The organism is Bradyrhizobium sp. Ken51 (genome assembly GCF_055807435.1).
Genome location: NZ_JBVVPB010000002.1, coordinates 125711 through 138629, shown reverse-complemented (window position 1 = coordinate 138629; position 12919 = coordinate 125711). Strand labels below are relative to the sequence as shown.

Sequence of the window (12919 nt, the reverse complement as noted above, 5' to 3'; positions counted from 1 at the left end):
CACCCCAAAACGGCGCGCTCTCAAAGAAGCTGGGGGTGCTGACTCACGCGAACAAAGCGCCAAGCTCAGGAATCGCTCTTCGATCTGAGCCGCGTCGCCACGGAACATAGGCGGGAATCGGCCAAAGTCAATGGAGCAGGCGCGGGAAGGCCCTAAAAAACCTGAGGTTTTCGCCCAAATAGCGGGCGCGGCTGCGGTTTTCCGCCCAATCCGGCGATCGGCCGGAGCTGCCCAAACGTCGGCTAACGCCCCTGCGGCCCCTGCGCGCGGAAGTCGCCGGGGGCCATCCCGTAGGCGGCGTTGAAGGCCCGGTAATAGGTCGCCAGGCTGTCGAAGCCACAGGAGGTCGCGATGTCGGCGATCAGCCGGTCCGAGGCTTCGCGCATCAAGTGGCGGCTCTGGTTCAGGCGTTCCTCCGTCACGGTTTGCGAGAAGCTCTTGGCCGTGCTTTCGAACAGAATATGAAGGTGACGCACGGAGATGCCGAGCAGATCGGCCACCACTGTCGGCGCCAGATTCGGGTCTTGCAGGTGACGCGCGATCAGGCGCCGTGCCTGCGAGAGCCGGGCGGTCCGCAGCGCGGCCTGCCCGAGGCGGCTGCCGGGCCGCAGGATGCCGCGCTCGATCAGCGCCAGATGGGCTAAAGCCTGGACGAGGGAAGCGGCATCGGCGGGGCCGTCATCACCCGCGGCAACCTCACCGAGATCGGCGAAGCAGGCGCCGAGCAGAGGCGCCAGGGTGGAATCGTCGAACGTCCGGGGCGCAAGCTCGCGCATGCGGTTATCCTGCGTGGAGAGGCTGCTCACGGGGACCTTCAGGATCCGCAGATGGAAGCCTCCTGCGCCCAGCGGCGTCGTGCGATAGGGCTGGTCGGTATGGCTGGTGGCGAAGCTGCCATTGGCGATCGTGAAGTCGCTGCTGCGCATGCCGCCGAACCAGCCGCCGCTGCCGAGCTGCTGATAGACGCAGATGCTGTCGCTCGGCGCGTGAGCGATGTCGGTCATGCTGCGCTCGACACTGTAGTGCGACGCCTTCAGTTCGACGAGGCCGGCGCCGCCAAGCTGGCGCAGCGAGAATTCGCCGAAGAAGTCCGCGCGGCGTTCTCGCTCGAGTTCGGCGGTGACGCCGAACAGGCCCTTGGCGCGCACCTCGCGCCAAAAGTCGAAGCGGTCGTGCGGCTCGACCTCGTCGGTGCACCAGCGATACACGGCAGCCCCTCGCTTCCAGCGGAATCGCCCACAAGAATTGACTGAGAAAAAGCAGATTCCAGCGGGATCTGCCATAGGCTAGACGACAGAACCTGAGTCCTCGGGGCTGTTGAACCAGCGCTATGGCTGGGCCGACTATCACATCAACGGCGCGGTTCCCATGAACCGATGTTCGAGGGAACCGGCGTGGGCCGTTCGTGAGGGATTTTCGATGACGCGTCGGCTTTTCAGAGTTCTGGCGGCGCTTGGCCTCGCGGCCGGCCTCAGCGGTTTCGCGCTTCCCGCCTGTGCAGAGAAGCGCGTTGCGCTCGTCGTCGGCAACAACGACTACAGGAACGTTCCGAAGCTGCTCAAGGCGGTCAACGACGCCCGCACCATGGGCGATACGCTGAAGCAGCTCGGCTTCTCGGTGATGGTCGCCGAAAACCAGAGCCGGCAGCAATTTTCGGAAACGCTGCTCGCGTTCGATCGGACGATCGAGGCCGGCGACACCGCGTTCTTCTTCTATGCCGGCCACGGCTTCGAGATCGCCGGCCAGAACTATCTGCTGCCGACCGACGTGCCGGCGGCGACGGAAGGGCAGGAAGAGCTGGTGCGTGACGCCTCCATCCTGGCCGATCGCATCGTCGAGCGTCTCCAGAACAAGAAGGCGCGAACCTCGATCCTGGTGTTCGACGCGTGCCGCAACAACCCGTTCGAGCGCAAGGGCACCCGCGCCGTCTCAGGTGGTGGCGGACTTGCCCCGATGGTGCAGCTGCCTGAAGGCGTGTTCTCGGTCTTCTCCGCGGGCCCGCGCCAGACCGCGCTCGACCGCCTCTCCAACGACGACGCCAATCCCAATTCGGTGTTCACGCGCACCTTCGCCAAGGAGCTGCTCCAGCCCGGCGAGAACCTGGTGCAGGTGGCGCAGCGTACGCGCCGTCTCGTCGCCGAGATGGCCGACACCGTCAAGCACAGGCAGGTGCCGGTCTATTTCGATCAGATGGTCGACGACGTCTTCCTCAGCGGCATCGCCAAGGACGTCGCCGCGCGCCCGGCCGATCCGCCGGCGCAGAAGCTTGCGGCGCTGCCGCCGGTGTCGGTGCCGCGCGTGCCGAAGGAGGAGACCACCAATGCGCCGATCGCGAGCTTCTCGCGCCACAATGGCGGGTGGAGCGTGGTGTTCTCCTTTGCCGACCCGACCCTCGGCGTATCCTGGCGCATGGCCGGCAATGGCGATTTCCGCGAAACCGGCTTCATCGATACGCTCGACCCGCGCACGCGCAAGAGAATGCCGAACCCATCGATTGAATTGCCGCCGGACGCGCAGGCCGGCACCATCGAGGTCCGCTATGTCGACCAGTCCGGTGACATGCAGGGGCCGTTCCCGATCAGGTTCGATCCCGAAGCCGCGCTGATCCGCGACCAGCGCAAGATCCTCGACATGACCGCGACGAGCTGGCTGTCATTCCGCGAGTTCAACGGGCTGCTGGTCTACTACACGCACCTCGTGTCCTACCGCTGCGCAATCCGCGAGGTGCGCATCGGCATCGACACCGCCGTTCCGAACCAGGTGTTGAAGATGCCGGGCTGCGACATGCGCGATCCCAGCGCGATCAGCGCTGGCATGCCGCTCTACATGAAGCTCGCGCCGGCAACGCAGTTCATCTCGGTGGAGCTGACCTATCGCGACGGCAGCGTGTCGGAGATCAAGAGCTTCCGCAGCGCGAACCGCAGCAACAACTGAGGTGTCGAGCAGGCCGCGTCCGCCGCAACTATTCGCGGCGCATCCTTATCAAAGGCTTGATCGAGTCGAGCGCCTCGATCAAGGGCGCAGTCAGCGAGAAGAACGCGCCCATCGCGATCGAAATGATGACGCGGCGCAGCAGGAGCTTCTCCTACTCCTCGTACGGATAGCCGTTCTGTTCGATGCGCACCGGCGCCAGCCCGGGCCTCCGCGGCGTGATCATGATCACGACGAAAAGCACGTTGATCAGGATCCAGACGCCGAGCAGTATGAAGATTGTCTGCACTGCAATTTCCTGAATGAGTCGGAATTGGCAGCAAGGCTAACGGCCATTCACAACTGCGGCAAATGAATCTTGCTTGCTGCACTGCACAGAAAGCTCAACTGGTGGATGAGGACCCGGCCGTGAAATCCGATACGTCGCAGCATCCCCAGGGCTCCTCGGTGAAAGTGCGGTGTTGCATCGTCGGCGGCGGACCGGCGGGCATGATGCTCGGCTATCTCCTGGGACGCGCCGGCATCGATGTCGTGGTGCTGGAGAAGCATGCGGATTTCTTCCGCGACTTCCGCGGCGACACCGTGCATCCCTCGACACTCCAGGTGATGGACGAGCTCGGCTTGATCGACGGATTCCTGAAGCTGCCGCATCAGCGCTTGCAGAAGATGGACGGCCTGTTCGGCGGTACCCCCGTTCGCATCGCCGATCTCAGCCGCCTCCGCACCAAGTACCCCTTCATCGCCTTCATGCCGCAATGGGATTTCCTGAATTTCCTGCGCGAGGCCGGCCAGCGCTTCGCCTCGCTGAAGGTGATGATGAACACGGAGGCCGTCGATCTGATCCGCCGCGGCGAGACCGTCGTCGGCGTGCGGGCGAAGACGCCGGACGGCATCGTGGACATCGAAGCCGATCTCACCATCGCCTGTGACGGCCGGCATTCGACAGTGCGTCAGCGTTCCGGCCTCGAGGTCGAGGAGATCGGCGCGCCAATGGACGTGCTGTGGTTCCGCGTCGGCCGCAAGGCGAACGAGACCGAGAACGTGTTCGCGCGCGTCGAGCCCGGCAAGATGATGATCACCTTCGACCGCGGCGACTATTGGCAGTGCGCCTATGTCATCGCCAAGGGACAATACGACGCGGTGAAGGCGAGGGGATTACAGGCGTTGCTCGATGACGTCGTTCGCATGGCGCCGATCCTGAAGATCGGCATTGCCGATGTGAAGAGCTTCGACGATTTCAAGCTGCTCACCGTCGCGATCAACCGTCTGCCGCGCTGGACGCGGCCGGGCCTGCTTCTCATCGGCGATGCCGCGCATGCGATGTCGCCGGTCGGCGGCGTCGGCGTCAATCTCGCCGTGCAGGATGCGGTTGCGACCGCAAATCTGCTGGCGGACAAGCTGCAAAACAGCTGTCCGTCGGAGGACGAACTCGATGCCGTGCGCCGTCGCCGCGAATTCCCGGTGAAAATGACGCAGCGAATGCAGATGATCGTGCAGAACAACATCATCAGCGGCGCCTTGCAGGGCGGCGACCGGCCGCTGAAAGTGCCGCTGGTCGTGCGCCTCATCACCGCGCTGCCGTGGCTCCAGGGCATTCCGGCGCGCCTGCTCGCGCTCGGCGTCCGGCCCGAGCACGTGCGGTCGAAGGCTGCGCCGGCACGGTAGCGCAAGAACCCGGTAGGGATAACGCTGCGTTAAATCGCGCTCGGCGCGTTGCCTGCGTGCAACAGCGCAAACGGATTGAAGGCGCGCTGCTTGCCAATCCCACGTCTTAACTGTCTTGATTCAAATTTGAGTAAGAACTGCATGTGAGCGTGCACCCATCAAAGGACACGGGGTGTACCATGCGTAACAAATTGATTGCCGCCTTCGCCTGCACGACCGCTCTGATTTCGACCGGCGCCGCTTCCGCTGCCGATCTCGGTGCACGGCCCTACACAAAGGCGCCGGCCTATATGGAGTCGATGTTCAACTGGACCGGCTTCTATGTCGGCGGTCACATCGGTGGCGCATGGACCAACGAGCGCTGGAACAACACCGCGAACACAACGCCCTTTGGTGACCTCGCTCCGGGCGAGGGCTTTCGTCAGCGCGGCGCCGGCATCATGGGCGGCGCCCAGATTGGCTACAACTGGCAGGCCAACAACTACGTGTTCGGCATGGAAGGTACGATCTCCGGCCTCGACAACCACGGCTCGGGCAGGAACAATACGTTCGGCGTCGGCCTAGACGATGTGTTCTCCTGGCGCGCCAACGTGCTCGCGACCGTCGTCGGTCGTGCGGGCTTCGCCGTGCAGAACAATCTGTTCTACATCAAGGGCGGCTATGCGGGCGTGAACAACCGCCTGTCGGTGAGCGATACCGTTCCGAACCCGTCGACGGGCTCTGGCGGTCAGACCCATTGGGCCAACGGCTGGACCGTCGGCGCCGGCTGGGAATACGGCGTCACCCGCAACTGGATCGTCGGCCTCGAGTACAACTACGCAGCCTTCGCCAGCCAGACCTATCAACTTGGCGGCACCTCGGGCAATTACAGCTTCGATGCCAAGCCGCGCGACATCCAGTGGGCCGTCGTGCGCGCCAGCTACAAGTTCGACGCGCCGGTCATCGCCCGCTACTGAGTGCGTCAACGAACGACCAAGCAGCCACAAAAGACGATCACTGCCCAAATTTAAAAGCCCCGGCATTGTCCGGGGCTTCTTTTTTGTGTGCAGGGCTTTCGCGTACGGCCTACGCCATCACCGAGAACCCGCCATCGACGGGGATCGCGGTGCCGGTGACGAAGTTGGAGGCGGACGAGGCAAGGAACACGGTGATGCCGGCGAAGTCGTCGATGTCGCCCCACCGCCCCGCAGGCGTGCGTGCCAGCACCCGCTCGTGCAATCCTGATACCTGCTGCCGCGCTCCGCGGGTCAGGTCGGTGTCGATCCAGCCCGGCAGGATGGCATTGACCTGGATGTTGTCGGGCGCCCATGCATTGGCGCAGGCGCGCGTGTACTGAACGATGCCGCCCTTGCTCGCCGCATAGGCCGTTGCGAAGCTCGCGCCGAAGATCGACATCATCGAGCCGATGTTGATCACCTTGCCGTTGCCGGACGCCTTCAGCGCCGGATAGGCCAGCTTCGAGCACAGGAAGGCGCTGGTGAGGTTGGTGTTGATCACCGTATTCCACTCGTCGAGCTCGAGCTCGTGCGGCGGCTTGCGGATGCTCATGCCGGCGTTGTTGATGAGGATGTCGATGCGGCCGAGATCCCCGATGACACGCTCGACCATCGCGGCGATGGCCGCCTTGTCGGTGACGTCGGTGGCAACACTGATCGCCTTCACGCCGCGTTGGCTGAGATCGGCGACGGCGGCGGCGGATTTGGTTTCGTTGCGACCGACCACGGCGATGTTGGCGCCGGCATCGGCGAGGCCACGGGCCATGCCGAGCCCGATGCCACCATTGCCGCCCGTGACGATCGCGACCTTGCCGCGGAGATCGAACCGACTGGATGTCATGCTGCTATTCCCTGGTTTCTTCTATTGGTTGCTCTGCCAGATCAGCACCAGCCCAAAGCCGGCCATGGCTGCGCCATAGCCGGCCCATTGCAACTGGTTGACCATGAAGCTCGATCGCGGCCACGCGACGGTGCCCGTGCCCTGTCCGATCCAGAGCAGCCCGACGGCGAGGGCAAACAGGCCTGCTACAAGCAGAAATCTGCGCATGCATTCCTCCCCATTGGTCCGCTTCTGTCGGGACGCGACAAGCCGATTGCCGCGGCCCGAAAACTTGGCGGGAGACTAGCCGTAGCCGTGGTTGGGATACAATGGCTGCTGATGCAGGCCGCAGGGCGGATGCATGTCCATACGCAAGATCGCCGGAAAGCCAGCTTTCGAGACGCCTACCCAAAGCTGAAAGCGGGCATCAGCCGCTGAAGCACCGCACAACGAAAAAGCCCCGGACGATGCCGGGGCTTTGACGTCTGAACTTGCGTTCGGATCAGTACTTCGCGACGACCGGACCGGTCCAGTTGAAGCGGTAGACCAGCGAGGTCGAGATCGTCTGGTTCCAGCTGTTGGCACGGATGCTGTTACCGATCGGAAGATTGCCCACGTCGGTCACGATGTCCGAGGTCTTGGCGTTGTAGAAGGCCGAACGATACTCGGTCTTCATGAACCAGCCGGGCGACTGGATGCCGAAGATGTTCAGGTTGTTCTCGACGCCACCGCCAACAAACCAACCGTTGCGGTTGTAGCTGCCCAGGTGGACACCAGCGGGAACGCCACCCAGCGTCATGAAGTTGGTCTGGCCGAAATGGGCGCCAGAGTAACCGCCGTTGACGTAGGAGAGAACGTTCGGGGCGACCAGCCAGCCGAGGCGGACACCAGCGGCCCAGGAGTCTTCCAGCTTCTGGTTGCCGGTGAGGCCAAGGGTCGGATCCTGAATGGTGGCACGGATGCTGCCGAACTGACCGTCAGCGAACACGCCGGCGACCCAGGTGCCGCTGAACTGCCAGTCGTAGCCGAGGCCGACCGTGCCGAACCAGCCCGAGCCACCCTGGCGCTGATCGATCGTCAGGGGAACTGCGCCGACCGTGGTCTGCACGCGCTGGTCAGAGGCCGAGAGGCCGCCGCCAGCGCCGCCGAAGATGTAGAAACCGGTCCAGCTGGCGACGGGAGCCGCCATCGGCGCCTTCACGTAGGGACGGGCGCCAAGGTCAGCGGCCGAGGCCGAACCGGTCATCGCGGCAACCGCAGTCAGTGCGAGCAAAATCTTCTTCATTTTAAAATCCCCAAGCTTTGGTCTGTCTGGCAGGCGCGAGCGCACTGAAGTCCGTGTGATCTGATGTCCCGGACTATAGCTGCTTCTCTCCGAAATGCTGTTGCAGAGCAGGCACAGTCGCCGGGAAACGCTGCACCGCAGGGATTCTGAGTGCCATTGCCGAAATATACAATAGAGCTGCATTATCAACGTGTTATTCAGAATTTCGCGATCTGTGTTTTGGTAACTTCTCGTTAGCAAATCCGGCTTTGTCCGAAATGGAGGCAATCCTGCATCAGCTTGGCTGGGTGAGTCGTTGGCCGACTCGCGATGCGACGAGGCCGGGAATCAGCGAGTCGAGGTGGGGTAGGACGATTGTCGGCCCCAAAAACAAAAGAGCCCCGGGGCTTCATGCCGGGGCTCTGGATGGGATACGACCGGGCAGCGCCTGCGGATCAGACGTCCAGCAGGTCGTCATTGGCGAATTCGGCCTTGTCCGAGATGAACGCGAAGCGCGCTTCGGCCTTGGTGCCCATCAGGCGCTCAACCGAATCCGCCGTGGTGTCGCGGTCGTCGGCGAGCAGAACCACTTTCAGCATGGTCCGCTTGGCCGGATCCATGGTGGTTTCCTTGAGCTGCGCCGGCATCATTTCGCCGAGGCCTTTGAAGCGATTGACCTCGACCTTGGCGTTGGCGTTGAACTCGCTCTTGATCAGTGCTGCCTTGTGCGCGTCATCGCGGGCGTAGACCGACTTCGTGCCGTTGGTCAGCTTGTAGAGCGGCGGCACGGCGAGGAAGAGGTGGCCTTCGTCGATCAGCCGCGGCATCTGCCGGTAGAAGAAGGTGATCAGCAGCGAAGCGATGTGGGCACCGTCGACATCGGCGTCGGTCATGATGATGATGCGCTGATAGCGCAGATCCTCTTCACGATACTGCGCGAGCATCCCGCAGCCGATCGCCTGCACGAGGTCGGCGAGCTGCGTATTCGCTGTCAGCTTGTCCTTGCCGGCGGACGCGACGTTGAGGATCTTGCCGCGCAGCGGCAGCACGGCCTGAGTCTTGCGGTCGCGCGCCTGCTTGGCGCTGCCGCCGGCCGAGTCTCCCTCGACGATGAAGAGTTCCGAGCCGTCCAGACCGGCATCGCTGCAATCGGCGAGCTTCCCCGGCAGGCGCAGCTTCTTGCCGGCGGTCTTGCGCGCGGTCTCTTTCTCTTGCCGGCGGCGCAGCCGCTCCTCGGCGCGGTCGACCACGAAGTCGAGCAGCCTGTTGGCCTGGTTCGGATTGCCCGACAGCCAATGGTCGAAGGGATCCTTCATCGCCTGTTCGACGATGCGCTGCGCTTCGGCGGTGGCGAGACGGTCCTTGGTCTGGCCCTGGAATTCGGGCTCGCGCACGAACACCGAGAGCATCACGGCTGCACCCACCATCACGTCTTCAGACGTAATGGACGACGCGCGCTTGCCCTGGCCGACGCGTTCGGCGTGGTCCTTGAGGCCGCGCAGCAGCGCGCTGCGCAGACCGGATTCGTGCGTGCCGCCGTCGGGCGTCGGCACGGTGTTGGTGTAGGAAGACAGAAAACCGTCGGCATCCGCGGTCCAGGCGACGGCCCATTCGCAGGCGCCATGGGCGCCGTTGCGGCCCGATTTGCCGGAGAAGATGTCGGGATGCACCAGCGTGTCGGCATGGATCGCGGCCGCCAGATAATCCTTGAGGCCACCGGGGAAGTGGAACGTCGCTTCCGCCGGCACGTCGTCGACGCCCTTGAGCAGTTCGGGCGCGCAATTCCAGCGGATCTCGACGCCGCCGAACAGATACGCCTTCGAACGCGTCATCTTGAACAGGCGCTGCGGCTTGAACGCGGCCTTCGCACCAAAGATGTCGGTGTCCGGCTTGAACCGCACGCGGGTTCCGCGGCGGTTGTTGATCTTGCCGAGATCCTCGAGCTTGCCCTTCGGGTGCCCGCGCTCGAACGTCATGCGATAGAGTTTCTGGCTGCGCGCGACCTCGACCTCGAGCAGCGAGGAGAGGGCGTTCACCACGGAAATGCCGACGCCGTGCAGGCCGCCCGAGGTCTCGTAGACCTTGGAGTCGAACTTGCCGCCCGAGTGCAGCGTGCACATGATGACTTCGAGCGCCGACTTCTTCGGGAATTTTGGATGCGGATCGATCGGGATGCCGCGGCCGTTGTCCGTGACGGTCAAGAACCCGTCCGCGCTCAACTCGACTCCGATGAAGGTCGCATGCCCCGCCAGCGCCTCGTCCATGGAGTTGTCGATGACTTCGGCGAAGAGGTGATGCAGCGCCTTCTCGTCGGTGCCTCCGATATACATGCCGGGCCGGCGGCGCACCGGTTCCAGACCTTCGAGCACCTCGATGTCGGCCGCGGTGTAGTCGGCCTCGGCGCCGCTCGCGCGCGGGGCCGCCTTGGCGGGTCGAGGCTTCGGCTCATCACCACCGAAAAAGTCGTCTTTTGCTTTTGGTTTCAACTGCTTGGACATATATCTTTATGCGTTTTGAGGGCCGCATGAGCGGCGAATCGGTTGGGCCGACTATGCCACTTCTGACTTGGAAAGGTTATCGCAGGGCGGGCCGGGCGGTGTGGTTGGGAGCCAATCCCGGCGATTTTACGCCGCAGCCCCATCAATTCCCGGCAATTTGACGGTCCGGTCCGGTCTGGACGGGACTTTGTGACTTGATGTCACACAAGTCCTTGGCTTACCAGTCCTTTTCATCGAGCAGCACCTTCGGGCAGGCGGAAAGGCAATTTTGAATGGAGCAGTTTGCGCACGCGCTTGCCGATTTCGTGCGCGCGCATCAGACGTGGGCAGCTCCCATCGTGTTCGTGCTCGCCTTCGGGGAGTCGCTCGCCTTCATCTCGCTGCTGATTCCGGCCTGGGGCGCGTTGGTCGCTATCGGCGCGCTGATCGGCGCGAGTGGCATCAGCTTCTATCCGGTCTGGATCGCCGGCGGCATCGGCGCGGCGCTGGGCGACTGGGTCTCCTACTGGTTCGGCTATCGCTACAAGGAGAAGGTTGCCCAGATGTGGCCGCTCTCGCGCTATCCGGAACTCCTGCCCAGGGGCGAGGCCTTCGTGCGCAGCTGGGGCGTGCCGAGCATCTTCATCGGCCGCTTCTTCGGCCCCTTGCGCGCCTCCGTGCCGCTTGCGGCCGGCATTTTCGAGATGCCCTATTGGAGCTTCCAGGCCGCCAATTTCGTCTCGGCGCTGATCTGGTCGGCGGCGCTCCTGCTGTTCGGCGACGTGATCGCGAAGTTCATGGAATGGATCTGGCGCGTGGTGTGACGTGCGAACCTTGACGCCAACCGCAACTGGCCCTATAGCCCCGCGCCATGATCAACGCCGCGACCATTTTGTTCGCCCGTCGCCGCCGCCGCTCTTTAGCGGTTTGGGCGGTCGATCGCGTTTGAGATCATCGTCTTTGCCGCTGGATCCGATCCGCGGCATTCTCTCTCCTGTCAGCGCGATCTGATCCGGCGGCCCCCCCGAAAGAGGCCAGCAGGAGACCAGGATGTACACGCCACCCTTTTTCAAGCAGGACCGCGCCGCGAGCCTGAAATTCGCCGACACGCGCGGCTTCGGCACCATCTGCGCCTTCGACGGCCACAAGCCGGTCGCCTCGCCGCTGCCGTTCTATTTGACCTATGCCGCCGATGGCACGCCGCAGGCCGCCTTCCACGTCGCCCGTCACAATCCGCTGCTAAAGCTGGCGGGCGGCGCGGCGTCCTGGCTGCTCGCGGTCAACGGCCCCGATGCCTACGTGTCGCCGGACTGGTACGTCTCGCCGGATCAGGTGCCGACCTGGCTTTACCAGTCGGTGCATCTGAGCGGGCCGGTGAGGCTCCTGTCGGATGACGAGCTGGCGGTGCAGATCGACACGCTCAGCGACAAGTTCGAGAACTGGCTGTTGCCGAAGAAGCCGTGGACCTCAGGCAAAATGACGGCGGGGCGGCTCGAGGGGCTGAAGAAGGGGATCGTGGGTCTGGTCATGACGATTGAGGAGGTCGAAGGCAGCTTCAAGCTCAACCAGCACAAGTCCGATGCCGACTATACGGCGATCGCCAACGCGCTTGGCGCGCAAGCCCACGCCGACGCCAGGGAGATCGCGCAACTGATGCAGGACGTAAGGCCGGAGGCCTTCGCATCCGAAACCAACATGCTCGAAAGGAGCGCGCCATGAGTCTCGTTGACACCAAAAATGCCCCCAAGACCGGCGCTGCAACAAAGCCCGCGACCGTCTTCGTCGACGGTGGCTCAGGCACCACCGGCCTCGGGATCAACGAGCGGCTGAAGCTGCAGAGCGACGTTGTCGTGAAGACGATTGCCGACGACAAGCGCAAGGATCCCGCGGCCAAGAAGGCGCTGATGGAGGAGGTTGATCTCGTCATCCTCTGTCTGCCGGACGATGCTGCCAGGGAAACGGTTGCGCTCATCGACAGCATGGGGCCGTCGGGCCCGAAGGTGCTGGACGCCTCGACCGCGTACCGGGTCGCGCCCGACTGGGCCTATGGCTTTCCGGAACTGACGCCGGATCAGGCTGGCAAGATCAGGGCTGCGAAGAAGGTCTCCAATCCCGGCTGCTATCCGACCGGCGCGATCGCGCTGCTGCGACCGATCGTCGATGCCGGCCTGCTGCCTGCGGACTATCCCGTCACCGTCAATGCGGTGAGCGGCTACTCCGGCGGCGGCAAGTCGATGATCGCGAGCTTCGAGGACGGCAGTGCGCCGTCCTTCGAGCTCTACGGCCTCGGATTCGAGCACAAGCATCTGCCGGAGATGCAGCTCTACTCGAACTTGACGCGGCGGCCGATCTTCATCCCGTCGGTCGGCAACTACCGGCAGGGCATGCTGGTGTCGGTGCCGCTCCAGCTCGACACGCTGCCCGGCAAGCCCAGCGGCGCCGATCTCCAGGCCGCACTGGCAAAGCGTTACGCCGGCTCGAAATACGTCTCGGCGATGCCGCTGCAGAACGAGGCGACCAAGGGCGGCAAGCTCGAGCCGGAAGCGCTCAACGAGACCAACACGCTCGAGCTCTACGTCTTCGCCAGTGACAAATACCACCAGGCGGTGCTGGTCGCGCGGCTCGACAATCTCGGCAAGGGCGCGTCCGGCGCGGCCGTGCAGAACATGCGGCTGATGCTGGGCCTTGCCGACGAGTAACCGATCGAGCGTTGCCGCGAGACCAGTCCGGTGGGCGAAGCGACCCGGCAACCTTCTACCCCGCCAAG

12 protein-coding genes are annotated in these 12919 nt (G+C 63.9%); 6 read left to right on the top strand and 6 right to left on the bottom strand.

All coding sequences use genetic code 11. The features are described from left to right. Window positions 1-242 precede the first annotated feature (242 nt). Complete coding sequence (locus tag AC0L27_RS04205) at window positions 243-1208, bottom strand: helix-turn-helix domain-containing protein (RefSeq protein ID WP_473317968.1); 966 nt, start codon at window positions 1206-1208, stop codon at window positions 243-245. Window positions 1209-1419: 211 nt separating this feature from the next. On the opposite strand from AC0L27_RS04205, the gene AC0L27_RS04200 reads away from it, so the two are divergent. Continuing rightward, complete coding sequence (locus tag AC0L27_RS04200) at window positions 1420-2934, top strand: caspase family protein (protein WP_354203683.1); 1515 nt, start codon at window positions 1420-1422, stop codon at window positions 2932-2934. A gap of 151 nt (window positions 2935-3085) precedes the next feature. Here AC0L27_RS04200 and AC0L27_RS04195 read toward each other — a convergent pair whose 3' ends face one another. Further along, window positions 3086-3220 carry a hypothetical protein gene (locus AC0L27_RS04195; protein WP_473317967.1) on the bottom strand — a complete coding sequence of 45 codons (135 nt, stop codon included), beginning with the start codon at window positions 3218-3220 and terminating at the stop codon, window positions 3086-3088. 119 nt (window positions 3221-3339) lie between these two features. Between AC0L27_RS04195 and AC0L27_RS04190 the strand changes: the two genes are divergently transcribed. Together AC0L27_RS04190 and AC0L27_RS04185 are read left to right on the top strand one after the other, a co-directional pair. Next, window positions 3340-4596 (top strand): FAD-dependent oxidoreductase, encoded by a 1257-nt coding sequence (locus AC0L27_RS04190; RefSeq protein ID WP_354203679.1) that lies wholly within the window; start codon window positions 3340-3342, stop codon window positions 4594-4596. A 179-nt stretch (window positions 4597-4775) separates the two neighbouring features. Next, window positions 4776-5552: an outer membrane protein gene (locus AC0L27_RS04185; RefSeq protein WP_354203677.1), complete on the top strand. Its 777-nt coding sequence runs from the start codon at window positions 4776-4778 to the stop codon at window positions 5550-5552. Between the two features lie 109 nt (window positions 5553-5661). Here AC0L27_RS04185 and AC0L27_RS04180 read toward each other — a convergent pair whose 3' ends face one another. The 4 genes from AC0L27_RS04180 to parE all read right to left on the bottom strand — a co-directional run bounded on the left by AC0L27_RS04180 (window position 5662) and on the right by parE (window position 10173). Then, window positions 5662-6432 carry an SDR family NAD(P)-dependent oxidoreductase gene (locus tag AC0L27_RS04180; protein ID WP_354203675.1) on the bottom strand — a complete coding sequence of 257 codons (771 nt, stop codon included), beginning with the start codon at window positions 6430-6432 and terminating at the stop codon, window positions 5662-5664. Between the two features lie 21 nt (window positions 6433-6453). Continuing rightward, window positions 6454-6639 (bottom strand): hypothetical protein, encoded by a 186-nt coding sequence (locus AC0L27_RS04175; RefSeq protein ID WP_007591540.1) that lies wholly within the window; start codon window positions 6637-6639, stop codon window positions 6454-6456. Between the two features lie 274 nt (window positions 6640-6913). Next, a complete protein-coding gene (locus tag AC0L27_RS04170) occupies window positions 6914-7696 on the bottom strand; it encodes an outer membrane protein (protein ID WP_275171942.1) in 783 nt (260 codons plus the stop codon). Between the two features lie 434 nt (window positions 7697-8130). After that, window positions 8131-10173, bottom strand: coding sequence for a DNA topoisomerase IV subunit B (gene parE / locus AC0L27_RS04165; protein ID WP_275171943.1), 2043 nt, complete (start codon window positions 10171-10173; stop codon window positions 8131-8133). Between the two features lie 272 nt (window positions 10174-10445). Here parE and AC0L27_RS04160 point away from each other — a divergent pair, with 272 nt between their 5' ends. The 3 genes from AC0L27_RS04160 (at window position 10446) to argC (ending at window position 12851) form a co-directional block, all read left to right on the top strand. Beyond that, complete coding sequence (locus tag AC0L27_RS04160) at window positions 10446-10976, top strand: DedA family protein (RefSeq protein WP_275171944.1); 531 nt, start codon at window positions 10446-10448, stop codon at window positions 10974-10976. 226 nt (window positions 10977-11202) lie between these two features. Continuing rightward, window positions 11203-11871 (top strand): FMN-binding negative transcriptional regulator, encoded by a 669-nt coding sequence (locus AC0L27_RS04155; RefSeq protein WP_354203672.1) that lies wholly within the window; start codon window positions 11203-11205, stop codon window positions 11869-11871. Further along, a complete protein-coding gene (gene argC, locus AC0L27_RS04150) occupies window positions 11868-12851 on the top strand; it encodes an N-acetyl-gamma-glutamyl-phosphate reductase (protein WP_354203670.1) in 984 nt (327 codons plus the stop codon). The genes AC0L27_RS04155 and argC overlap by 4 nt, the downstream gene beginning before the upstream one ends. The last annotated feature ends 68 nt before the right edge of the window (window positions 12852-12919 follow it).